Origin of the sequence: Paenibacillus sp. UASWS1643 (assembly GCF_008693195.1) — a bacterium.
Lineage (GTDB): Bacteria > Bacillota > Bacilli > Paenibacillales > Paenibacillaceae > Paenibacillus > Paenibacillus amylolyticus_B.
In genome coordinates this window covers 176,515-199,332 of the sequence record NZ_VXKZ01000111.1, presented here as the reverse complement: position 1 = coordinate 199,332, position 22,818 = coordinate 176,515, and the positions used below count along the sequence as shown (strand labels likewise).

The window sequence follows — 22,818 nt, the reverse complement described above, 5'->3', positions numbered from 1 at the left end:
CATCAGTTTAGGTTTTGCCTGTCTTCACAGTTACAATCCATCAAAAGATGTTATTGCATATTCTGTTGTGTTTGCTCTTGTAATGTAAGCGTAACATATCTATTTTGCAAAATCAACTTCACTGGATCATAGGATTGTTCGCACATATACTCCATAAGAAAAATTAACGCGGCATACGCAAAATGGCTGCCCTTAATGCCTGCGCCCCCTCCTCGGTTTCCAGGTACGTAGCGGGACTTTGGTCCCCTAAAGCCGGGATATCTTTCATGATCCATTCAAAAGTGTACTCCCCCATTTCACACAATAGTACCCGACTTATATCCGCCGGAATCCCTTGTCGTTGTGCACGTTCTGCCCACCCGGGGTCCAGCTTCTTTTCAAGTTCTTCAAACAGTTCGGAAAATGAGTCCCAGCGTGCCTGATTAAACTCTCTGAAATACATATCTTTCATACTCATGTAAATTCGCTCCCTGGATTGCAATTAATAACACCGAAGTCCTATCTGACACAATTCATCCTTAAGCCGCTTGAATCCGTTTCTGTAACAGGTAGACTTAATTTTAAATGTTTTTCGGGGGAAAGACTAGTACAGGAGGATTCAACAAATGACTTATGAAGAAAACACTTCCGGTTGGGATGCAATTGATAAAGCCATCGGTGAGCTATACGGTGAACAGGAGCCGCACCATTATGGAACATCCATTCCTTACATGCTCGGAGGTCCGGACCCTATCGATGGCATCAGTGTTTATTCAGTGAATACACCCATGCCCCACTGGCATTTTGTCACATATGGTTTCTCTGAATTATATGAAAAAGAGATGCAGGATGCATCCAAAAGCGGGTATGGTTTTGAACTCACATTTCGTCTTACACGCAGTGAAGGAGAGACTGATCCGCCAGCCTGGGCGCTGAATCTGCTTCAAAATGTAGGACGTTACGTGTTCACTAGCGGAAATATCTTTCAGCCAGGAGATTACATGGACGCCAATGGCCCCATCTGTCTGGAGTCCGATACTTTGTTGACTGCTCTCTCGTTTATTGAAGACCCGGATCTACCGGCGATCTCTACGCCTAACGGTTCAGTGCAATTTATCCAGATGGTTGGCATTACAGGTCGGGAGCTGGAAATGATCCAAAGCTGGAACGCTCGTGGCTTCCTGTCGGCCTCTTCCATGTTCATGCCCAAATATGTGACGGATCTGATGAGAAATTCGTACGCAGATATTCCTTCGGTTATACAAGCGATCGAGCATGGAATCGAAAAGGACGGGTCCAGCACAGCGTTTTTATTCATACAACAACTGGGTTGGGAGTCTCCCCGCAAAAAATTGCTGCAAAAAGCAGTTCCGGCCAAACTCCAGCTTGGAGCCAAACAAGCCCTATTAGTTGGCACCATCCTTCGTAGCCGAATTTCGAAAGGCGAATCTCTGTCCTTGATCGGACCTGATACTACTATTCTGTTCGAAGCCGGAGAACATCCTGTTGTATTGGAATCCGACAGACAAGTTACCTTGACGGTGAACGAAAAAATTGTTGAGGATCTGGCAGAAAACCTTCGCCCGGTTGAAGGAACATTCGAAATAACTTCATTGGATCATATGCTCGTTCAGATTGTTAAAACAGAAATTAAAAACCAGGAAGGGCAAGTCATCAAAACGATTGGATGACGAACCTCAGATTCAATCAGATCCTACGCTTACTAGCGACTGTGCAGGAAGGAGGAACCAAACATGCCTGCCATTACACTTGCCTCACGGCACAAGGAGTCCGCCATGTGCCAGCATGTAACAGAAACGGCTCCGTTCGATTATTTACCAAAATCTCAACTGGACAGGCTTCGCAAAATCAATCATTTCCTGATTCATGCATTCCAGAACAGCCTCTCGGATATTAAAGAGAATTTAACGGGCACTTATCTTTTTCTACTCACAGATATGGACGGTGTGCTTCTCTCCATGGATTATAGTCCAGATCTGGAAACTGTCGTAGAAGGTTCACCCATTCGTCCGGGAATGATCTTCACCGCACAGAGCTGTGGAGTAAACGCCATTTCTGTAACGATGGACAGCAATGAACCTGTGCTTCTGTTGCCCGAGCAACATGAAAGTCCCTATTTTCAAAGTTGGCATTGCTACGCTGCCCCTCTGTCCATGGGATCGCAGCATTTCGGTTATCTGGATGTGTCCACCATTAACGCGGATATGCAGGGCGAGCTAATTGCTATTGCCAAGCTGATTCCTGCATATATGCAGAACAGTTACCAGAATCAGCAGGCTGCTGAACCTTGCCACAAACCGGCGGTGGAGTTCACTGAGCGTCAGTTAACCATTCTCGAGATGATAGCCGGTGGCCTCACGGTAAAAGCCATTGCTTTGAAATTAAAGATCAAGGAATGCACCGTGAATCATCACAAAAAAGTGATTTTCAACAAATTAGGTGTGCAATCCAGCACAGAAGCTGTTTCAATTGCCAGCCGAATGTCTTATGTATAGAAGACCCCTATAGATTCCTATAGGTAGTATATGAGAACGTTTGTGCTACAATTTAGGAAGCAGGCAACATGTAGAGAGATAGAAACAAACACACACACACATTTCAGGAGGGTAATATGACAATTCCAAAAAAAGCTTCTTTATTCGCCATGCTCATTATGATTATGCTGGTTGCAGTCGCTTGCGGTGACAAAGCAGATAACACAGCCGCAACAAAAGAGCCTACCCCGACAGAAAAAACGACGGGGACTGATTCTGATACAGCGAATACAGAAGAAACAGAGAACACAGAACCAGCAAGCGAAGAGTCCAAGGAAACCGATAATTCACAAGACGTTGAGCTGGGGACTACAGAAAAAGGTTCTTACACCAATGACTATTTCGGCGTATCTCTGAAATTCCCGGAAGCTTGGGAGTTCCAGGATGCTGCTGGCATGAATGAGCTGACAAGTGCTTCATCCGAAGCGATTGCTGGTGATGATGAAACAAAGAAAAAACAAATTGAACTGTCTCAGACAAAAACATTGAATCTGCTTATGGCTTCAAAGTACCCATTGGACGGAGGTCAAGTTGGCCCTTCCGCTATGGCCATTGCTGAGAAAGTAAGCTTGTTGCAAGGCATTCGTACAGGTAAAGACTACCTGGAAGCAACCAAAAAATTCATGGTGGATAGCCAGTTCCCTTATGATTATAAGGAAATGACAACGGAAACCATCGGTGGTAAAGAGATGGATCTGATGCAAATCACGATGGATCCAGGTGACGGTTCAACCATTACTCAAGATTACTATAGTACAATTATTGAAGGATATGCTTTCAACTTCATCTTCACTTACATGGATGATAAGACCAAAACCGAGGTTGATACCATCAAGAAATCGGTTCAATTCAAATAATCGCTTTTGATTACTGCCATTATATGAAGAACATATAACTCAACCCCGATAACGATCTATGGAGATCATCGTCGGGGTTCTTTTGTCGTTGAAAAAGACTATATATTTCACTATCTAGCCAGATATGGCAACCCAATGTCCTTCCGTGACTTCTACCCATTTGGAATGCTCCAGATTATAACGGTCCTCTACTTCCACATTTTCTCTGGCTGCTTCTTTGACAACATGCCTCTTTTTCTTCGCTTCGATCGCCGGATCAGGCACAGGAATAGCGGACAGCAATGCCTTGGTATAGGCATGTTGCGGGTTGGAATAGAGTTCTTCACTCTCAGCCAGCTCCACAATTTTCCCGTTATACATGACAGCTACTCGGTCACTGATATGTTTGACCATGGACAAGTCATGCGCGATGAAGAGATACGTCAATCCGAGTCGCTGCTGTAACTCTTCAAGCAATTGTACGATCTGAGCCTGTATCGACACATCCAGTGCAGACAATGGTTCGTCACATACGATGAATTCCGGCTCCACAGCCAGAGCTCGAGCTATACCGATCCGCTGTCTCTGTCCACCTGAGAATTCATGTGGATAACGCTGCGCATGGGTAGGATCAAGACCCACCATCTCCAGTAGTTCCTCCACCCGCTTCTCCCGCTGAGATGCTGTACCTGCAAGTTGATGAATATCAAGGGCTTCTCCAATGATATCCATAATCCTCATTTTGGGATTCAGCGATGCATAAGGGTCCTGGAAAATAATCTGCATATGTCTGCGCATCGTTTTCATCTCCGAAGCGGACAGACGATTAAGCGGAACTCCCTTAAACAGGACATCCCCACCTGTTGGCTCATGCAATCGAAGAATGGCACGCCCCGTGGTCGATTTACCACTGCCGGATTCTCCCACAACGCCGAGTGTCTCTCCTTGACGAATATGGAAACTGATATCATTCACGGCCTTTAAGGTATTGCCTTTCCCCAGATTAAAATGTTGTCTGAGTGATTTCACCTCAAGTAACGGCTGATCATCCTCCAGATCTCTCTGGACCAACGATACCGGTTTTGGCTTTTTCTTCTGATCCAGACGTGGTAATGCATTCAGAAGTCTGATCGTATACGGGTGTTTGGGATTAGCAAAAATCTCTGTCGTCGTCCCAGTCTCCACGATCTGTCCTTCTTTCATAACAACAACCCGATCACACATGCCTGCCACTACGCCCAGATCATGCGTGATCAGAATAATCGATGTACCCAGTTGATCCTGCATATCTTTCATCAAACTCAGAATCTGTGCTTGAATTGTAACGTCCAGTGCGGTTGTCGGCTCATCGGCAATGAGCAATTCAGGACGACAAGCAAGTGCAATACCGATCATGACCCGCTGACGCATGCCTCCTGAGAATTCGTGCGGATACTGGTTGTAGCGTATTTCGCTGCGAGTTATCCCTACCCGCTCCATCATCGCAATCGCCTGCTTCTTGGCTTCCCTTTTGGACACCTTCTGGTGTTTGATCAGACTTTCAGAGATCTGTTTACCCACTTTAATGGTCGGATTAAGGGAACTCATCGGGTCCTGAAATATCATACCAATATCACGCCCACGGATGCTTTCCATCTCTTTCTGCGTTTTATTGGCCAGGTCGACCCCTTTAAACAGAATCTCTCCATTTTTCATCTGTGAAGGCGGCGATGCAAGCAGCCTCATAATGGAACGTGCGGTTACACTTTTTCCGCTGCCTGATTCTCCTACAATGCCCAGCGTCTCGCCTTTGCGCACTTCAAAACTCACTTCTCGCACTGCCTGAAACTCACTCTCTCCGGAGTGAAAAGAGACAGATAACTCATTAACTTTCAGTAAAGGTTCCATGCAATCACCAGCTCTCATCCGTTTTTTCACATACCCATATGTATACAATTAATACCTTGACAATTGTTTAGACCCTAAATAATATATACTATATCAATCGGAATAATGCAATTTAAACCTGAATGAAAGGAGGCACGCTTGGTTTGAATCTTGCTGAAGGCAGTAGAATCTCACGGTTGGGACACAATTTAAGCTTTATATATGGAAAAATGCTGCTTCATCCTTCCTATCGATACGTTCTGTTCATTCTTGGATTACCGATCAATTTGGTCGTGTTTCTAATATGGCGTTCGAATCGAAAAAATGACGGCTGGGTAGCTGCCAGACAGGCGGCTGAGCAAGAACTGCTCGCTTCTTCCTACCGGAACAGGCTGAAGTTGGAAGTGGAAGAACAACTGCGTCGCAAACATCGTTTTTTCCAGCAGCAGGTCAGTGAGGGAGAATTCAAGCATCAGACCGAGGAATGGTTGGAGGAAAGTGTTCAGACAGAGTTGAAGGAGCGGACATCACGCATACTTCAGGAACAAGGACATCAACGTCTTACAATGGCCGATACGTTCCACTCACTGATCGACAAACCATGGTTTTTCGCGATATCCATTATTCCAGGCTGTCTGATGTATAGCATCCTGTTTTTGTATGGTAATCCTTATCTAAAGTACATATTTGAAAGAATACTGATGACGGTATTTGTCATTCTGGGCGTAGCTACACTCGTATTTACAATTTTGTATCTGTCTCCGTTCAACCCGGCAGCTAACATTCTGGGAGAGACAGCAACGCAGGAACAGATTGCCGCATTCAATCAGGTATATGGCTTGGATCAGCCTTATCTTACACAACTCTGGAACAATATTAAGGGAGTTGCTCTCTTCGATCTTGGCAAGTCTTTTGCAGGAAATGAAGACGTAACAGCAACGATTGCAAGAAAGTTTCCGATTACATTGACTCTCGCGGTCATCTCCCTGCTGTTAGCACTTGTCATTGCATTACCCATCGGTATTATCTCAGCGATTAAGCCTAATTCATGGTTCGATTATACGTTTATGTTTATCGCTCTGATTGGATTATCGATCCCGAATTTCTGGCAAGGACTTATTTTCATTCTGAACTTTTCCATCAAAATGCAGTGGCTTCCCGCCACCTTCAACCCACAAAATTGGCTATCGATTATTATGCCAACCATTGTGCTTGGCACGGGACTCACAGCTGCGGTGGCCCGGATGACCCGGTCTTCTACACTGGAAGTCATTCATGAGGATTATGTCATGACCGCCCGTGCCAAAGGATTAAGCGAACGCCAAGTCATGCTGAAACATGCTGTGCGCAATGCATTGATTCCCATCGTAACGGTGGTTGGACTTCAATTCGGAGCCATGTTGGGCGGAGCAGCAGTAACCGAGAAAGTGTTTAATATCAGCGGTCTCGGGAGCTACATTGTGGATAAACAATTCATCCCCGATATTCCGAGTATCATGGGCGGAGTAATCTACACAGCAATTACGATCTCCATTATCAATGTAGCGGTTGATCTGCTGTATGCTTTTATTGATCCAAGAGTACGCTCCAAGATGAAACAATATTAAAGTGTGTGTTGAACTACCTCTTAAAGCAGGTGTATTATGACAAACTCGTCCTTAACACAAGAAATGCGTTTCCAGCTTAAGTCTTCTCGCGAATACAGTCAGGCCAGCTTCGCCTGGATCACGTCCCTTCTCTTGACTGCCTTGTTGCTGTTCAACAGTTATGACTGGAGCGAGCAGGCGTTCAAACCATTTCTGCTATTGATACTTGGGATCTATGTATTCTTCACACTGGTTCAAAGTATCATCACCCTTCGGATTCGAAAAGACTTGATCCGAACGGGTACGGTCACTGCTCTGACTCGCAGGATCGCCTGGGTTCAGTTACTTGCTATCATTTCTGGCAATATATTTATCGTAACGGCAGCCTTTCATCTGATTCGAAAAGCGAGGAATGTGGAGTATACCTTTGCGGTGTATATGCTGTTAACCCAGCTGTTCGTCATCGGTGTATCCGCATTAAATGTTTTCAAACCCTATGTGGCTGACAACTTTCTGCCAGCCATGGCTGTGCTCATATTTATTCTCGTTATTGACCTGGTCGTACTGATTATCGTATCGCGATATAACGCGATCTCTATCCTCCCTCGCTGGATGATCGGTGTCAGTGTAATACTGATTCTGACCTCAATCACAGGGAATGTATTTGCACTCTTGCTCGGCATTTCCATCATTGGACGCATTCGCAGACAGGGGAAACAAAAATCAAACTTCTGGAACGATCTGTGGGAGCGCCTTGCTCCAAATATGACTGCCATGTCCGGTTTGTTTTTTATCGTTTTCCTGTTCTCGATATCGATCTGCAGCTTCTTTACCTTTGACTACAGCATGGCTGTGGAAAATAACTACTCGGCGCTGCTTCAACCCCCTTCCCTTGCGTATCCGTTGGGAACGGACGACTTCGGACGATGTTTATTTTCCCGGATTGTATTTGGTGCTCGAATCTCCTTAATCGTAGGTTGTATGTCGACCATCATTCCAGTGTTGATCGGTGGAGTCCTCGGAGCATTCTCCGGCTTCTACGGAAGGCATACGGATAACATCATCATGCGACTGCTCGATATTCTCTATGCCATTCCGGGAATTCTGCTCGCCATTGCGATTATTGCGGCGTTTGGAGCCAATACGGTCAATCTCATTCTGGCGCTGAGTCTGGGTTCGATTCCAACTTACGCCCGTACGATGAGAGCCAGTGTGCTCTATGTTTCTACTTTTGAATTTGTGGAAGCTGCACGTGCACTGGGGTACAACAATCGTACGATTATTTTCAAACACATTATTCCCAACTCCCTTGCGCCCATGATTATCAAATCCACACTCACGATTGGTGGAGCCGTTATTGCTACCAGCAGTTTGAGTTATCTGGGACTCGGCGTGGAGCCGCATATTCCGGAATGGGGTAACATTCTGAAGCTCGGCAGTACATACCTGGAAACCCATTCTTATCTGGCGATTTATCCAGGCTTGGCTATTATTCTGCTGGTTCTTTCGTTTAACTTTCTCGGTGACGGTCTGCGTGATGCGCTCGATCCCAAGCTGGAGAAGGCCTAAATGATTCGTCGAAATGAATGATATAGAAAAAAGAAATCACACATCACACATTCTAAATACGGAGGGTAATCCCATGAAAAAACGGACACTGATCTCATTGCTACTAATTCTCGTCATTGTGATTTCTGGCTGCAGTGTAAAAACGAAAACCGAATCCCAGGCGGAGACCGCACCAGCGGACACAACTGAAACTGCACAAAAAACGGCTGACATTGAACTGCTCGCCATGAGTTCTTCCGAAAATGATGTAAACATTGTACGCGACCAGCTGACTAAAAACGGCTTCAATGTGAAGTTGAACCTTCAGCCGGATTACGGTAGCTTCAAATCCCAGCAGGATGCAGGGAATTATGACATTGCCTTGTCCAGCTGGACCACGGTAACGGGAAATCCCGATTATGCGGTGCGTTCCCTTTTCAAAACAGGTGGAGATTACAGTATCCTTGCAGATGGGGAACTTGATAAGCTCATCGATCAGGCAGCTACTCAAACTCCAGATGAGTACAAAGACACGTACAAACAATTGGAAGATCGCTTGGTAACGGATCAGGCGTATATCGCGCCTCTGTACATTTCCCTAAAGAGTCAGGCTGTGAACAAAGACATTCTGAATGTTGACACCGTTCGTCTCTCCAAATCCCGCGCCATGGCTTGGGAACCGATTGAGTTCAAAGACAGCTCCAAAAATGCCAAAGATCCGTTGATTCTGACGCAAAGTGCATCCGTACTGACTTCCCTTGATCCGATCAAAGGAAACGACGGCTCCATCAACCAGTTGAACACCAATATGTATGTACGTCTCGTTAACTTGACGGATGATGATCAGCTGACAGCAGAAGGATCACTGTCCCATAATTTCAGTATTGCTGAAGGTAATTCGGACTACTACTTCATTCTCAGAGACGATATCAACTTTGCGAAGATTGATAACAAAAAAGCTGTAGATACAGGAGAGCGTGTCGGTGCAGATGATGTGATCTTCTCCCTGGATCGTGCTAAAAATAAAGATTCCGTTCCGGATCACCGGACGTACAGTCTGCATGAACACATCAAAGAAGCTGAGGTTGTAACGGATCTGAGTGCTTTGCAATCCATTAAACAATCCAGCGGTAACGGCACAATCCTCGAAGCATTGGAACAAGGACTGGGCAGCAAAATTACAGAACTCGTAACTGACAAAACCAAAGCAGATAATAGCGCAGGTAAATATCAGGTCGTTAAACTGACAACAACGGAACCTTTCCCACAAGTGCTGAACTACCTGGCTCACCAATCTGCCGGGATCGTGTCCAAAAAACAGGTGGAGAGCATCAACACTTATGATGTAGCTTCTTTTGACGTCAACAAAGATATTCCTTACGGTGATCAGAACACGGTGACTGAAGGCGCATCATACAATAACACCCTTTATACTAGCGGACCTTATATTTTATCTTATAAAAATGACTATGAAGCTGTATTCTTGCAAAATCCGGGATACCGCAAAGGCACTGAATATGCACCAAAAATTGCTCAGGTCAATGTCCGGTTCATCGCGGATGCAGACAGCGCCCTCTCTGCTCTTCGCAGCAGTGAAATTCATTTATACTACGGTGTGCCTGAAACCAAGTATGACATTATCAAAAATGACAGCAAATTGCATCTGCAAAGCATTCCAAGCAACGCCGTTTCTTATCTCTTGTTCAACACGGCCAACCGTGATGTGGCCAAGAGTAGTGATTTGAGAAAAGCCGTACTGTACTCCATTAATCAGGATGAAATTTTGAGTTTCTACAAGAATAACAAACTCAAAGCATACTCCACAGTAAGCCCGTTCGTTCCGACCGGGAATGAATTGAAAGCTGATCCTGCAAAAGTAAAAGAATTCTTGAGCAACTATAACGCCTCCAAATAAACGTATACCAAAAAAGGCTGTCACTGGATCATCTACCGATCCTAGTGACAGCCTTTTTATTCTTCCAGCACACGGCAATCTGCCAGAACATCGGGGTAATTTCGCATGCTGTCCGCTTCTGTGATTTTGCGAATAACTTTGCACGGTACGCCTGCTGCAAAAGAATGCGGTGGAATATCACGGGTCACCACGCTACCTGCTCCGATCACACAGCCGTCTCCAATCGTTGCGCCCCCGCACACTGTGACGTTTGCGGAGATCCATACATCGTTTCCAATCGTGACCGGTTTGGCATAACATAGCGACTTCACATCACCGTTCTGATCCATCATCCGTCTCCGCTCACGGGCAATCATGGGGTGAACAGGAGTGACAATCGTAACGTTCGGTCCAAAACTGGTATAGTCCCCAATCGTCACTTGCGCATCGTCTTGTATCGTCAGATTGTAATTACCGAAGAAGTGATCGCCTATCCGGGTATGCACACCATAATGAAAGAAGATGGGACCTTGCAGGAATCCCCCTTTACCGATCTGCCCCAGTAGCTGTTGCAATATCTGATCCCTTTCCTCCGTCTGTTCCTCAAAGGTCTGACTGTAACGCTGACTGAGATTATGGGCCCGCCTTTTAATAGTCTTTAATTCCGGATCACTTGGACTAAACAATACGCCCTTCATGATTCTCTCTTCTTCACGCATCATGAATCCTCCTCTACAAGAGTTAGCTTATAAAATAAAAGCCACAGACATGAACTGTGGGTTATAAGGCTTCTGATAGAATGCCTGACTTCAACGCCTGAAGCACCATTCCTCGTAACCCAGCATCAAAATCATATTGGAACGAATCCTGATGTACGATCTCGGGCAATGACGGCATGGGATGCTGCTCCATGTACTGTTTCCACGCCAAGTCCAGTTCTTCTCTCTCCACACGTTCCTGATAAATGACAATCTGGTGCGGGGCAACGACGGCATTAATCGTTTGCAGAATATGACATACCTGCACCACAAAATCATCGTTGCTCATGTCACTTTGCCAATCAGGTGAATAAGGAAGATACTTAATCTCACCAAACATCCCTTTATTCCCGCGGATCATCTGTCCATTCAACATCATGCCCATACCCGGCGGATATCGGTTCGGAAAATAAACGCCTGCTACACTCTGTTCCTTCATATCCGCATGCTGTGTACAGTATCCGCTAATCGCTGCATTAACGTCATTTTCCACGAGAACTTTCAGTTGGAACTCGCTCTCGATCTCCCGTATCAGATGTGAATGGATAAGTTCTTCATGACTGCTCACCGTGATGTCCCCATCCACGGCTTGCCCCGGAATACCGATGCCGATCATATCAATGGAAGGATACTCCGCAATGAAACGCGCGATAAGTTGCAGCACATGCTGTTTATCTAAAGCAGGCAAGACGCTCTCTTCCTTCAACAGAACCTTATTCTCCAGATTCATGACCGTTGCCGAAATCAACTCCTGGCCTTTCATCTCTTTGATGTAAAGAACCAAAGCAAGTTTGAAGTTATAATTATATCGATATGCCTGCGCAGGACGACCGCCGTTAGAGGGAACCACTTTATCCTGGAACAACTCTCCGCCATCACATAATTCCTGAATCAGCGCATTAATGGTAACAACACTAAGATTGGTTAATAAAGCTAATTGCGGTTTGGTCGCCGTCTCAATCTGCTGCATGACTTCACGCACATTATTCAAATTGATGTATTTCATCATTGTAGCGTTGGCTTTTTTCATAACCCTCTCGTTTCTACTCTGGTTCAATGGAGCCAAAGCAATGGTATGGATGTCATTTACACCATATCATAACATAATGCCTTACTCGAACACATGAGTTCCATCGTGCTGGCGATGGATCGAAATCGGCAGAGCTACTTGGTTCACTCAAACAAATCATCCATCGATTTCACAGGCTTCACTTCAATCGGTTGCTTGGACAAGACCATACTTGCAAAGGTACCTGACCATATTATAACTGCCATAATAACGTATACCATCCATACTTACCTCCCTATTTCATGCGGATTATGATCTTACGATACTTACCACACGTCACTATTCCTCTAGTTAATAAATAAACTTTATAAAGTATATTACGTAAGTATGCGAGGATATCAGTTCTTTGTCAACTACAGCAACAACTTTCCGCTCGATGCCATAACAAACGGCTGTCGAAAGAATCATTCAACGATTCTTTCGACAGCCGTTTGTTCCATATGCAAGCAGTTTATTTCGAATATGTTCGCTGTACCCCGGGCAATAAGGTCACAACTTGAATACCCACTCCCCATGCAAAATAGACCAAGTGAATAATAGAGACATCCTGAATCCAGTATACCTGCGCCATTATCCAGATGATGAGAGCAAACCCCGTATATAAAGAAAAAGTCCACGCCCAGTAGCGGTCAGGATAGAGATTCAGCCTCTCACCCGGCGCCCAATGAGTGTAGCGGATGAGTGCAATAGCTATCATTATAGGCATCGCGCCAAGAACCAGCAATAGGATGATCCCCGGGAACAAAAAACTGGCAAACGGAGAATTCTCCAACAAAGATGCGGGCAAATTCACCATACTTCCGGATGGGTCTATGATTAAAATGACTCCTCCAACGATTGCCCCAATCCCCAGCATTCCATGCATCAAAATGAGTAACCACGATCTGCCTTCACGCTGCTTCATCATGAATTGCTCCTTCCGTTCTCTCGTTTCTCAACTTCATATATGGAGGACTATGCTCAAACCCTCTAGTACCATTCTCACACATGCCGCGTATTGTTCCTGTGCTTCTTTTCACTATATTGAATCTCGAAAATCATTCGTAATGGAAAAACTTGATAAAAGAACGTACGTTCGGTATAATGGGATTATCCTGAATAAGCGAGAGGCAGATATGGACGACAAATTTATTAAGGAATTACGCGAGATTAGTCGGGATGACAGACGAAGATCGGAATTTATGATTCAAGGTTTGAAGGAAACACTGCAAGAACGCAAAGAAGAAGGCATACTCAAGCGCTGGATACGGCGTAAGAAAACAGAGAAAAAAATCTCTCAAAGATTTAATACAGATCCTCACTCGGATCAAAAGTAACAACATAAAAAAGGAGGCGTATTACGCCTCCCATGCTATTTACATATTTGAATCATTTAGATTAGTTAGTTGTGACTTAACCCATAAGTTTGCCAAAGCACACATTTATGCTTCTAATAAAGCAAACCCTAGCTAGGCTTGGTTCTTGATAACTTTCTTACCTGACTTTCTTATAAAGGGAGTGAAAATATGACAAATACTTCGGGCTCAATATCAAAAAAGAAGGCGATAATTCTGGTGACAGGAATGTCGGGTACAGGTAAATCAACGGTTCTGGGCGAACTTGCTCATAGAGGGCATAGCGTTATCGACACCGATTATGATGGTTGGAGCGAGAATGTTGATGGTTCTGGGTGGTTATGGAACAAGAATCGAATTGATGAGCTGCTCACTGAACATAGCGAAGGTACTTTATTCATTTCGGGTTGTGTATCAAATCAGGGGAAGTTTTACCCGATGTTTGATGCAGTAGTATTGTTAAGCGCCCCCCTCAAAGTAATCCTTGAACGTGTAGCTTCCCGTAAGACGAACGATTATGGAAAAACTGTCGATCAACGTGAAGAAATTATACAAAACGTCGCAAGTGTTGAGCCTCTCTTACGTGCTGGAGCTACTGTTGAGATCGATACCAGGAAGCCGCTTGATGAAGTTGTAAACGAGCTTGAGCTCATTGCCCACTCCACTAGCTGATCACTTCTTCGCACTGTACAAAACCGCCCAGTTCGACCAATCTATTACCTTGTTAAACAAAGCATCCAATCACAATGATCGGCTGCTTTCTTTGTTTTATAAAGCGTAAGTTCAGCTTCAACATTTTTAATTCCTTCTTTTAAATACTCACCTCCCAGGGATTTTTGACAGTTCCCGACCTGCTATTTTAGCATATATAATTTTTCCTCCCTTAGGCTATTCTTGATTGTGATCTAGCTCTTTACCAAAACAAGTCTTTTGGTTGTATGATTCGAAAAATTCGGAAGGAATATCCAGTGTTCTAATAGTGAGTAGATAACCATTTATCGTGTTAGTAATCATTTCAATTTCAGATACATTGTATGAAGTTATATCCATTTTCGAAATGATCACATGCTTACTAAGCACTTTTGATAAAGAAGAGGTAATTTGTTCCTTTACATCATCATTTAAACTTTCAAACTGGAGTACGAGGTTCTCAAGGTTCTCAAGGTCATCATTGCTACCTTTCATCAAACTGTGGGATTGGATAGCACTATGCTTTGGGGATGAAGACTTAATAGCATAAATCTCAATGATATCATCCATTTTAAATTTAAAGTCTTTACCCTCTTCTGTTTCAACAAATAGGTAGCCTTCCTTTAATTCTTTAGCAACACCACGGAAAAATTCATCTCGATTATTAACTTTAAATACTACAGAATGTTGTTCTTTAACTGTCATCTCAATAAATTGTCTCTTATTCATCCCACTATGCAATGTGTTTCCCTCCCTTTTAAAAATAAAGTATTCTATATGCGGTATGTTATTCCCTTTTCACTAGGGAGTGTCTTCAAACTCAAGCAAGCCACACCATAATGGATGCTAAGGCCAAAAAAACTTGAATGTACACGCTAATTTATCATAACGAGTCGCTAAACGACGATAATTCTTTACTTTATTAAAGAAGCATTCCACCAAATGGCGCTCTTTGTAGACATCCCGATCATATTTTAGGGTCATTCGGCGATTTTTCTTTCCGGGAATCACCGGTATGGCCTGTTGTTCCTTTAAAAAGGCCCGAATGGCATTCGTATCATACGCTCGGTCGGCCAGGACTTGCTTCCGGGTCAGTTTCATGCTTTTAAGGATTTCGAAACCTTGGACGGAGTCATGCGCTTCGCCTCCGGTCAAGTCGAAGCGAAGTGGATTTCCTAACGCGTCAACTACCGCATGAATTTTCGTGCTTAATCCCCCTCGGGAACGTCCGATCGCTTGCTTGCTTTGCCCCCTTTTGCGCCTGATCCATACTGGTGAACTCGCACAATCGTGGTGTCAATCATCACACTTTCCTCGTCAGAATCTAGGGAAACATGCTTTAACACTTCATCCCAAATGCCCGCTTTCTGCCAGCGTCGAAAGCGGGTGTAGACGGATTTCCAATTGGGGAAGTAGTCTGGTAGATCACGCCAAGGGGCACCTGAACGAGCTACCCATAACATCGCGTTGAACATAATTCGATTGTCCACCGCAGGACGTCCTCCTTGTGGTTTTCGTTCAGGTGGAAACAAATCTTGAATTAGCCGCCATTGTCTCTCGTGAATTTCGTATCGTATATTCATTTAATATAATTAACCCATCTATTACCATTTAATCAGTTTGAAGACACACCCTAAACTAATCTGCCCGTTAACTGAAAAACAGCCGGCTATTTAGCCGGCTGTCCACTTGAGTATCATTCTGAATTCTGTGCCTTATTTATCTATTTCAGCTTTTGATCTACCCCGTTTTACGGCAAAATGGCAAAGGATCGAACTGGAAAACCAGATGCTTTCTCCGCCTTCGGTACGATGTTGAAGATCACCGCACCTTTAGCCGGCACCTGATCCAGGTTTGTTAACAGCTCAACTTGATATGTATCCTGGGCGAGTACATAATATTCTGCCAGAAGTGCTCCATTCTTCTGATAATCCACCGCTGAATCCGTGTCAAAGGTTTCATGCCCAATGGCTTGTACCTTTCTTTCCTCAAATAAAAACATGAGCGCACGAACCGACCATCCAGGCGCATGACTGTTACCCTCCGCATCCTTGTTATCAAATGCTTCATGGCTAGGCCAGCGTTTACTCCAATCGGTACGTAAGGCTACAAAGCTTCCAGCTTCAATCACGCCATGCTCTCTTTCAAATTCAAGAATATGCTCCACATCCAGTGTGAAATCCGGATTGTTCTGCACTTCAGCGGACTGGTCAATGACCACAAGTGGCAATACAAGCTCCTTCAAGCCCAACTCATCCAGATACCGGGTATCCCGAACGAAGTGGATCGGCGCATCAAGATGTGTCCCGTATTGACCTGGGAACTTGAAGCTCTGGGCAAAGAAACCTTGATCGTGATCAAACAGTGTATCGAATTGTGCTGCCTCAAAAGCTGAAAAATGTGGAGAGTCCGGTCCAAACGTATGGGTCAAATCCACCCATTTCTTTTCTTTTAACAATTGAATGGCTTGAATGAGTTCGTTGGACATCCTAATCACCTCATGCACAAAATGGAATAAATTTCTCCTATTATATCTTATTACAATACAATTGGGGAGCAATCCCTAAAGTTTTTAGGGCTGCTAATTTTCAAATTTAAAAACTTCACTGACCATAGATGTCAGTGAAGTTTATTTATAATACAAGAGTAATCCATTCAATCATGAAAACAAAAGGAGCATGTATGATGCAAACGAAGAACGTATATCTATATGTATTTGATACGATGTCAGACTGGGAGATAGGATATCTAACTGCTGAATTGAACTCGGGAAGGTATTTCAGGAAAGAGATCGAACCTTTGCAGGTCGTAACGGTAGGTGTAGATAAACATCCGGTAACTACCATGGGCGGATTAAACATCCTTCCACATATTTCTATTGATGAATGTACGTTGAAAGGTAACGACGTCATCATTCTTCCAGGAGGAAACACCTGGATGGACACCATCCATGATCCTCTATTAAAAAAAGTTGCTGCCTCCATAGAAGAAGGTACGGTTATTGCGGCGATTTGCGGTGCCACAGTTGCACTTGCAAAAATAGGGATACTGGATTCCAGACAGCATACAAGCAATGATTTAGAATACCTGAAGATGATATGCCCAGATTATACTGGAGAGGCCTATTATGTAACGGAGCTAGCAGTAACCGATGGAAATGTAGTTACTGCATCTGGAATAGCTCCGTTAGAATTTACGATGCATGTGTTGAAGCTGTTGAATGTCTTTGCACCAGAAACATTACAGGCCTGGTTCAATTTGTATCAGACTCATGAGTCCAAATACTTCTACCAGTTAATGAATTCTATTGCACCTGAATAACCAGTTTCCCGCGGGTATGATGGGTTTCACTCTTCTCATGTGCTTCCCGTAATCCCTGTTGAGTTAGCGGGTACGTTCCATCAATAACCGATTTGAGTTTGCCTTCCGCAGCCAGTTCAGCCAGCTGATCCAGTTGATCCCCTTTGGGCTCCATCATGAAAACGTTGGCCGTTACTCCGGCTTCCTTGGCAAGCTTCTCATCCGGTTGTTCCACCAAGGACACCAGATGTCCGCCAGACTTTAACACCTTGAAGCTATCGCGCTGAATATCACCGCCCATGGTGTCCAGCACAACATCATAACCGGAGAGAATCTCCGAGAAATCTTCTTTTTTATAATTGATAAAATGATCTACACCCAACGAGCGAAGCAACGCTTCGTTTGATTCACTTGCCGTGGAAGCCACTTCAGCGCCGAGGGACTTGGCAATCTGTATTGCATACGTTCCCACACCGCCTGCACCAGCATGAATGAGTACCTTCTGCCCTTTGCCTAAACGTCCATGATCCACAAGGGCTTGCCAAGCCGTCATCGCAGCCAGCGGGATCGCTGCCGCTTCCTCGAAGCTCAAGTTCTCCGGTATACGGGCAATAATGTCTGCATCGACAGCAACATATTCTGCATAAGTTCCGAATTGACGCGGACGCGCAAATACCCGATCACCTTCTCTGAACCGCGTGACATTTGAACCTGCTTCAGCCACAATACCCGCAACATCGCCGCCCAGAATCAACGGAAAACTCTCCGCTGCTTCTTTCATATCACCTTGTCTGATTTTGAAGTCCACCGGGTTCACCGACGTGGCATGTGTTCGAATTAACACCTGATTCACTCCACATGCTGGCTTGGCTACTTCCTTTTCCTTCAATTGTTCTGCTCCACCAAATTCTTCAATCACAATTGCTTTCATTAGAGATCCCAGCCTTTCCAATGGATTATCGTTATACGCTCTCTCCCTTCATTACCCTTTCCCTGCGGTCACTTGACCTATTCATTCAAGAAATCGCAGCAATCTGGGTTTCACTATCCAGTTCAACAATCATGATATAATGTCGATTATCGATTATGTTAAACCTTAATCCAATACTTGAACAAGCGAGGTAACACGATGGAAGTGAAAGTTAGTACATTACATGCATTTTCGGACAAGGCCTATGGCGGAAACCCCGCAGGTGTTGTTTTACAAGCAGCGCATTTGTCTGAAACCCAGATGCAGGAGATTGCCAGACAAGTCGGTTTTTCAGAAACTGCATTTGTTATGCCCTCGGATCAGGCTGATTTCAACGTGCGTTATTTCACCCCAAGTGATGAAGTCGATCTATGTGGACATGCCACAATTGCTTTATTTTATCTAATGAAGACACAGAAGCTCGTTAATGTTGGTACATATACACTGGAGACACTGGCCGGAATTCTTAAAGTTGATATCGAAGTCAATGGAGAAGTTTATCTGTCTCAGACGTTGCCGGAGTTTGGGGAGATCGTGGATCGACAGCAGATTGCCGATTCGTTACGTATTTCTATGGAGGATTTGCATTCCGAGCTACCTGTACAGATTGTGTCTACCGGGCTACCCGATATCATGATAGCCGTTAAAGATGTTGATGTTCTGACCAAAATCGATCCTGACTTCCAGCGTATCACTGAAATAAGCAAGGCTCATCACGCTATAGGTTATCACGTGTTTACACTCGAATCAGATGTTATGGACGTTCTGGCAGAATGCCGTAATTTTGCACCACTTTATGATATACCGGAAGAGAGCGCAACGGGCACATCCAATGGTGCCATGCTCTGTTATTTATCCCAGTACAACCAACTCACAGATCCTCATCATCACACGTACAAGATCAGACAAGGGTATACCATGAACCGCCCCTCCGAAATCCGAGCCCGATTAACGCTGGATAGCTCTAATGAAATCACACAGATTCAGGTTGGCGGTAGCGCAGTTCATATCGAAAACATCAAAATACACCTCCCTTAGTGGGAGGTGTTTTACGTACTTAGGATATGTAAACTATCTTATGCGAAGCAGTGTAGTAGCCTGGCCTGTGGTCATCATTGAATTTGCTCTAAAAATCGTAGTACCGCTACCTCCAACTGGTTCAGTCCTGGCTGCTCTATAGGAAAATGGCCTGCCCCTTCCAAGATCACACATTCCTTGTCCACCACCAGACGATCAAAAAAAGATTGGCTGAACCTGATCGGTGTCATGGGGTCCAGATCAGGGTGAACCAACAGGACCGGACACTGATTGAACTGTTCCGGGCTTACCTCCGGTTTTTTATTAAGGAATGTTCTTAATAATTCCAACGGAATACGTGTAGCTGCCGCTTGTGGATCATTCATAATAAGCCGGGTTAAGTCCTTGTTATTAGTAATCAGTTGCATACGGGATACCTGTTTGACCGAAATACGTACATGATCCAGCAGACCAGGGAACAGATCCATCATACGTTTTCCCGCCCGGCTCACCAGACGATTCGGCGCAAGCTGGTCACGCATTTCCGGATTACTCGTGTCTACAAATGTAGTTGCGATCAAACCCTTAATCCGCTTGCTGCGTGCACTGGTATGATAGGCAAGCATCCCTCCGATGCTACTTCCCAATACAACGATTGGCTTGCCGTCTTTTTTGTATTCCCGTTCGATGAGTGAAACAAGTAACTCTATCCAAAGTTCGTAGTTGATACGTGTACCAGCCATTGCGTAACTTAACCCATACGGCGGAAGATCCGGCGATACCACCTCGTATCCATGTCGCTGCAACATGCGGGCATACGGAGCGAGCAACCTGCCATTGCCTCCCGCACCATGAATGAACAGAATTTTGATTGAAGACTCCGGCGCAGGTAAACGATCGATATGCAAATGAACCCCATTTGACTCCCACCATTCTTCTTCAGGAGCTATATGCTCCCCTAGCCTCACTTCTTCCGGGAAAAAGGCCTGATACTGCTTCCAATAGGGATGTGTTGTCTGATATGAAGGCAAACTTTTTTTCATACGGTACATTCTCCTCTTTTCGTATACAAAAAAAGCCGTACAGTGTACGACTTTTCGTTAAGAATACGTCTATGACCATACTTCTTTTTATAACAACTCCGTATATCTGTCAATCGGGAAACTGTACATTGCCCGGTACGATATATGCACCACCCGATCCATCATTAGGCAGAGCCGGGATCGTGTCATTTAATACCTGACCGCGAATATCAGTAATACGAACGTTTAGTTTTACTTTGCCCAGTCCGGTTCCGAGGAAATGATTATAGTCTTGCTTTTCAAGATTGAGCCACGTACCATCCTTCTGTTTCACTTCGAACTTCAGCACCGGATATTTGTGATTACGAACCTGAATGGCTGCCCACCACTGACTGCTGCCTTCCTTGATCCGATAGGAGACGTTGCCTTGAATTGGAGCTTTGACCACTTTCCAGCTGATATTGATTTTGCCTGCCTTTGGGTCACCGATCAGGTTAAAGGCATTCGGCGAGAGATCCAGCGCTCCGCTGGCACCCTCTGGATAGAGGTCTGTTACATAGACGGTTGTTTTGCCTTTAGGACCCTGCACCTCGAGATATGCTCCCGCTAAAGCGGCTTTGACACCGTTATAATTGAGTTGGAGCGGATTAAGTGCAGTAATCTTCATGTCCGCCGGGATGGGATCAAGCAACACTGCACCTCCCGAGTAGCCTGAGCCCGTATACGTCGCATAACCCTGATATGTATCATTCCATGCAGCAGATGCAGGTAGAGCAAATAATACGAGACTGAGCAACATCGCTGTACCGGCCCATTTTAACCTTTGAAATCTACTTTTATTGTTCATGAGCTATTCCTCCTCGTCCGTTCTCGTGTACATAATGTGTTCAACTGCTAGAATTGAATATAACATTATTTTACATAATGACTGTTTATTATCAATCCCTATCTACCAAATCACATCTATAGTCCTGCCTCTGGACTTGAACATTCACGACCACGCACAAGATATGGATACATACCATAATTTGGTGGAAGAAGAAGTATAATAACAAGACTGTATTGGATGGGTTCCATGTAATAAAAAAAACGCCACACCCCGGAGTAATTTCGCTCTCCAAATGGTGTGGCGCTTATTAAACACTACGGTCAGAATACCCTGGCTGCCCAGCGACGGCCGCACCGGCTCAACCCGTTTCCCTTCGTTTCATCCGCTTTCTTAGTCGCTCATACGATGCGTAAATCCGTGGAGATTCTTTTGTCAAGATAGGCCCCAGCACAGCCAGAATTAACACATACAACACGGCAAACGATTGGATGGATGCCATCAGCCCTCCGGCCTTGCCGATGTTCGCCATGATAATGGAGAATTCGCCCCGCGAGACCAGGGTAAAGCCCACATTCAATGAGGCCTTAGGGCTCATTCCAGCCAGTCTGCCAGCGATCATACCTGCACCATAGTTACTGGCAATCGTCAGAATAACGGCAATAATCGTCATCCCAACAGCTCCGCCAAGTGAAGCCGGCTCGATGGTCAGGCCAAAACTGAAGAAGAAAATTGCACCAAAAAAATCTTTGAAAGGCATGATCTGATGTTCAATCCGACTCACATGTCTTGATTCGCCCAACACAAGCCCCATCATCAACGCTCCAATAGCTTCCGCTACGTGCAGCGTCTCCGAGAAACCGGCCACCAGGAAGAGCAGTGTCATGACGGTAAGCAGAAACAACTCTGATGACTTGATATTCAGTGCCTTATCAATATATTTGATGCTTTTCCTGCCAATAATCAGGAACAGCACAATAAACAGCAGGGCAGACAGCGATACCAGCAGAACACTTAAGAATGAAGTTGCCCCGCTGAGCACAAGCCCAGTCAGGATGGAGATATGAATTGCGATGAACAAGTCATCGAACATGATCATGCCCATGATAATCTCTGTTTCAGGGTTTGCCGTTCGTTTCAGATCAACGAGCACTTTAGCTACAATCGCTGTAGAAGAGCTGGTCATGATCCCGCAGACAACGAGTGTCTCCTGAAGGGGCAGATCCATGAACCACCCCAACAGCAATCCAGAGACAAAATTCAGACCAACATAGAACATGCCCCCGGTCAGAATGGCTTTACCCGACTTTAATAACCGGGAGACCGAGAACTCCAAACCCAGATAAAATAGCAAAAACAAAATGCCAAGCCTGCCCATAAATTCAATAAAGGTCGAACTTTCGATAAAACGTAAATCCACTATGCCGATCTGTGGTGCATGTGGTCCAACAGCCATACCAATCAGGATATAGAAAGGAATGACCGAAAATCGTAATCGTGAAGATATCAGCCCAGTAAGTGTAATCAGCGCAACGGCAATTCCCACTTCAAATATGAGCATATCCATA

Annotated in this window: 22 protein-coding genes; 10 read left to right on the top strand and 12 right to left on the bottom strand. The window is 44.8% G+C overall.

Features of this window, described 5'->3' with window-relative positions; translation table 11 throughout:
• Positions 1–163: 163 nt before the first annotated feature.
• Positions 164–457 (bottom strand): antitoxin Xre/MbcA/ParS toxin-binding domain-containing protein, encoded by a 294-nt coding sequence (locus FE296_RS18900; RefSeq protein WP_150365980.1) that lies wholly within the window; start codon positions 455–457, stop codon positions 164–166.
• Positions 458–605: 148 nt separating this feature from the next.
• On the opposite strand from FE296_RS18900, the gene FE296_RS18895 reads away from it, so the two are divergent.
• The 3 genes from FE296_RS18895 to FE296_RS18885 all read left to right on the top strand — a co-directional run bounded on the left by FE296_RS18895 (position 606) and on the right by FE296_RS18885 (position 3,391).
• Positions 606–1,670, top strand: coding sequence for a suppressor of fused domain protein (locus FE296_RS18895; protein ID WP_124115855.1), 1,065 nt, complete (start codon positions 606–608; stop codon positions 1,668–1,670).
• Between the two features lie 63 nt (positions 1,671–1,733).
• Complete coding sequence (locus tag FE296_RS18890) at positions 1,734–2,495, top strand: LuxR C-terminal-related transcriptional regulator (protein ID WP_124115854.1); 762 nt, start codon at positions 1,734–1,736, stop codon at positions 2,493–2,495.
• Between the two features lie 116 nt (positions 2,496–2,611).
• Complete coding sequence (locus FE296_RS18885; protein WP_150365979.1) at positions 2,612–3,391, top strand: hypothetical protein; 780 nt, start codon at positions 2,612–2,614, stop codon at positions 3,389–3,391.
• A gap of 114 nt (positions 3,392–3,505) precedes the next feature.
• Here the strand turns inward: FE296_RS18885 and FE296_RS18880 are convergent, their stop codons facing one another.
• Positions 3,506–5,257 carry an ABC transporter ATP-binding protein gene (locus FE296_RS18880; protein ID WP_150365978.1) on the bottom strand — a complete coding sequence of 584 codons (1,752 nt, stop codon included), beginning with the start codon at positions 5,255–5,257 and terminating at the stop codon, positions 3,506–3,508.
• Between the two features lie 143 nt (positions 5,258–5,400).
• On the opposite strand from FE296_RS18880, the gene FE296_RS18875 reads away from it, so the two are divergent.
• The 3 genes from FE296_RS18875 (at position 5,401) to FE296_RS18865 (ending at position 10,285) form a co-directional block, all read left to right on the top strand.
• Positions 5,401–6,843: an ABC transporter permease gene (locus FE296_RS18875; RefSeq protein WP_223868934.1), complete on the top strand. Its 1,443-nt coding sequence runs from the start codon at positions 5,401–5,403 to the stop codon at positions 6,841–6,843.
• A 36-nt stretch (positions 6,844–6,879) separates the two neighbouring features.
• Complete coding sequence (locus FE296_RS18870) at positions 6,880–8,391, top strand: ABC transporter permease (RefSeq protein WP_150365977.1); 1,512 nt, start codon at positions 6,880–6,882, stop codon at positions 8,389–8,391.
• 73 nt (positions 8,392–8,464) lie between these two features.
• Positions 8,465–10,285 carry an ABC transporter substrate-binding protein gene (locus FE296_RS18865; RefSeq protein WP_150365976.1) on the top strand — a complete coding sequence of 607 codons (1,821 nt, stop codon included), beginning with the start codon at positions 8,465–8,467 and terminating at the stop codon, positions 10,283–10,285.
• Positions 10,286–10,341: 56 nt separating this feature from the next.
• Here the strand turns inward: FE296_RS18865 and FE296_RS18860 are convergent, their stop codons facing one another.
• From FE296_RS18860 to FE296_RS18850, 3 genes are all read right to left on the bottom strand, one after another.
• On the bottom strand, positions 10,342–10,983 hold the full coding sequence (locus FE296_RS18860) for a sugar O-acetyltransferase (RefSeq protein ID WP_150366033.1): 642 nt from the start codon (positions 10,981–10,983) through the stop codon (positions 10,342–10,344).
• A 61-nt stretch (positions 10,984–11,044) separates the two neighbouring features.
• The gene (locus FE296_RS18855) at positions 11,045–12,052 is read right to left on the bottom strand and encodes an ROK family protein (RefSeq protein ID WP_124115847.1); all 1,008 of its coding nucleotides are present in this window, start codon (positions 12,050–12,052) and stop codon (positions 11,045–11,047) included.
• Positions 12,053–12,542: 490 nt separating this feature from the next.
• Positions 12,543–12,995: a hypothetical protein gene (locus FE296_RS18850; protein ID WP_223868933.1), complete on the bottom strand. Its 453-nt coding sequence runs from the start codon at positions 12,993–12,995 to the stop codon at positions 12,543–12,545.
• 211 nt (positions 12,996–13,206) lie between these two features.
• Between FE296_RS18850 and FE296_RS18845 the strand changes: the two genes are divergently transcribed.
• Both FE296_RS18845 and FE296_RS18840 read left to right on the top strand, forming a co-directional pair.
• Positions 13,207–13,407, top strand: a complete 201-nt coding sequence (locus FE296_RS18845) for a hypothetical protein (RefSeq protein WP_124116421.1) — start codon at positions 13,207–13,209, stop codon at positions 13,405–13,407.
• A gap of 189 nt (positions 13,408–13,596) precedes the next feature.
• The gene (locus FE296_RS18840; RefSeq protein WP_223868932.1) at positions 13,597–14,097 is read left to right on the top strand and encodes an AAA family ATPase; all 501 of its coding nucleotides are present in this window, start codon (positions 13,597–13,599) and stop codon (positions 14,095–14,097) included.
• Positions 14,098–14,313: 216 nt separating this feature from the next.
• Here FE296_RS18840 and FE296_RS18835 read toward each other — a convergent pair whose 3' ends face one another.
• The 3 genes from FE296_RS18835 to FE296_RS18825 all read right to left on the bottom strand — a co-directional run bounded on the left by FE296_RS18835 (position 14,314) and on the right by FE296_RS18825 (position 16,603).
• Complete coding sequence (locus FE296_RS18835) at positions 14,314–14,844, bottom strand: hypothetical protein (RefSeq protein ID WP_190945347.1); 531 nt, start codon at positions 14,842–14,844, stop codon at positions 14,314–14,316.
• A 117-nt stretch (positions 14,845–14,961) separates the two neighbouring features.
• Positions 14,962–15,698, bottom strand: a protein-coding gene (locus FE296_RS18830) for an IS5 family transposase (RefSeq protein WP_411860588.1) whose coding sequence is annotated in 2 segments (ribosomal slippage) — positions 14,962–15,362 and positions 15,362–15,698 — 738 coding nt in all. Because the reading frame shifts where the segments join, the coding sequence is not laid out codon by codon here.
• 167 nt (positions 15,699–15,865) lie between these two features.
• A complete protein-coding gene (locus tag FE296_RS18825) occupies positions 15,866–16,603 on the bottom strand; it encodes a cyclase family protein (RefSeq protein WP_124115844.1) in 738 nt (245 codons plus the stop codon).
• Positions 16,604–16,800: 197 nt separating this feature from the next.
• Between FE296_RS18825 and FE296_RS18820 the strand changes: the two genes are divergently transcribed.
• Positions 16,801–17,436, top strand: a complete 636-nt coding sequence (locus tag FE296_RS18820) for a type 1 glutamine amidotransferase family protein (RefSeq protein ID WP_150366031.1) — start codon at positions 16,801–16,803, stop codon at positions 17,434–17,436.
• Here FE296_RS18820 and FE296_RS18815 read toward each other — a convergent pair.
• Entirely contained in the window at positions 17,420–18,346 is a 927-nt protein-coding gene (locus FE296_RS18815; protein WP_150365974.1) for an NADP-dependent oxidoreductase, read from the bottom strand. The two genes, FE296_RS18820 and FE296_RS18815, sit on opposite strands and share 17 nt — an antisense overlap.
• A gap of 198 nt (positions 18,347–18,544) precedes the next feature.
• Here FE296_RS18815 and FE296_RS18810 point away from each other — a divergent pair, with 198 nt between their 5' ends.
• Positions 18,545–19,423, top strand: coding sequence for a PhzF family phenazine biosynthesis protein (locus FE296_RS18810; protein WP_150365973.1), 879 nt, complete (start codon positions 18,545–18,547; stop codon positions 19,421–19,423).
• A 74-nt stretch (positions 19,424–19,497) separates the two neighbouring features.
• On the opposite strand, the gene FE296_RS18805 is transcribed toward FE296_RS18810, so the two are convergent.
• The 3 genes from FE296_RS18805 to FE296_RS18795 all read right to left on the bottom strand — a co-directional run bounded on the left by FE296_RS18805 (position 19,498) and on the right by FE296_RS18795 (position 22,817).
• Positions 19,498–20,445 carry an alpha/beta hydrolase gene (locus FE296_RS18805; RefSeq protein ID WP_150365972.1) on the bottom strand — a complete coding sequence of 316 codons (948 nt, stop codon included), beginning with the start codon at positions 20,443–20,445 and terminating at the stop codon, positions 19,498–19,500.
• Between the two features lie 109 nt (positions 20,446–20,554).
• Positions 20,555–21,271: an expansin ExlX gene (exlX, locus tag FE296_RS18800; protein ID WP_150365971.1), complete on the bottom strand. Its 717-nt coding sequence runs from the start codon at positions 21,269–21,271 to the stop codon at positions 20,555–20,557.
• 340 nt (positions 21,272–21,611) lie between these two features.
• Complete coding sequence (locus tag FE296_RS18795; RefSeq protein ID WP_076216431.1) at positions 21,612–22,817, bottom strand: cation:proton antiporter; 1,206 nt, start codon at positions 22,815–22,817, stop codon at positions 21,612–21,614.
• Between the last annotated feature and the right edge of the window lies 1 nt (position 22,818).

Bases quoted from the DNA above. Each gene is read 5' to 3' on its own strand.
- FE296_RS18900 (WP_150365980.1), bottom strand. From the start codon at position 457: ATGAGTATGAAAGATATGTATTTCAGAGAGTTTAATCAGGCACGCTGG.
- FE296_RS18895 (WP_124115855.1), top strand. From the start codon at position 606: ATGACTTATGAAGAAAACACTTCCGGTTGGGATGCAATTGATAAAGCC.
- FE296_RS18890 (WP_124115854.1), top strand. From the start codon at position 1,734: ATGCCTGCCATTACACTTGCCTCACGGCACAAGGAGTCCGCCATGTGC.
- FE296_RS18885 (WP_150365979.1), top strand. From the start codon at position 2,612: ATGACAATTCCAAAAAAAGCTTCTTTATTCGCCATGCTCATTATGATT.
- FE296_RS18880 (WP_150365978.1), bottom strand. From the start codon at position 5,257: ATGGAACCTTTACTGAAAGTTAATGAGTTATCTGTCTCTTTTCACTCC.
- FE296_RS18870 (WP_150365977.1), top strand. From the start codon at position 6,880: ATGACAAACTCGTCCTTAACACAAGAAATGCGTTTCCAGCTTAAGTCT.
- FE296_RS18865 (WP_150365976.1), top strand. From the start codon at position 8,465: ATGAAAAAACGGACACTGATCTCATTGCTACTAATTCTCGTCATTGTG.
- FE296_RS18860 (WP_150366033.1), bottom strand. From the start codon at position 10,983: ATGCGTGAAGAAGAGAGAATCATGAAGGGCGTATTGTTTAGTCCAAGT.
- FE296_RS18855 (WP_124115847.1), bottom strand. From the start codon at position 12,052: ATGAAAAAAGCCAACGCTACAATGATGAAATACATCAATTTGAATAAT.
- FE296_RS18850 (WP_223868933.1), bottom strand. From the start codon at position 12,995: ATGAAGCAGCGTGAAGGCAGATCGTGGTTACTCATTTTGATGCATGGA.
- FE296_RS18845 (WP_124116421.1), top strand. From the start codon at position 13,207: ATGGACGACAAATTTATTAAGGAATTACGCGAGATTAGTCGGGATGAC.
- FE296_RS18840 (WP_223868932.1), top strand. From the start codon at position 13,597: ATGACAAATACTTCGGGCTCAATATCAAAAAAGAAGGCGATAATTCTG.
- FE296_RS18835 (WP_190945347.1), bottom strand. From the start codon at position 14,844: ATGAATAAGAGACAATTTATTGAGATGACAGTTAAAGAACAACATTCT.
- FE296_RS18825 (WP_124115844.1), bottom strand. From the start codon at position 16,603: ATGTCCAACGAACTCATTCAAGCCATTCAATTGTTAAAAGAAAAGAAA.
- FE296_RS18820 (WP_150366031.1), top strand. From the start codon at position 16,801: ATGCAAACGAAGAACGTATATCTATATGTATTTGATACGATGTCAGAC.
- FE296_RS18815 (WP_150365974.1), bottom strand. From the start codon at position 18,346: ATGAAAGCAATTGTGATTGAAGAATTTGGTGGAGCAGAACAATTGAAG.
- FE296_RS18810 (WP_150365973.1), top strand. From the start codon at position 18,545: ATGGAAGTGAAAGTTAGTACATTACATGCATTTTCGGACAAGGCCTAT.
- FE296_RS18805 (WP_150365972.1), bottom strand. From the start codon at position 20,445: ATGAAAAAAAGTTTGCCTTCATATCAGACAACACATCCCTATTGGAAG.
- exlX (WP_150365971.1), bottom strand. From the start codon at position 21,271: ATGAACAATAAAAGTAGATTTCAAAGGTTAAAATGGGCCGGTACAGCG.
- FE296_RS18795 (WP_076216431.1), bottom strand. From the start codon at position 22,817: ATGGATATGCTCATATTTGAAGTGGGAATTGCCGTTGCGCTGATTACA.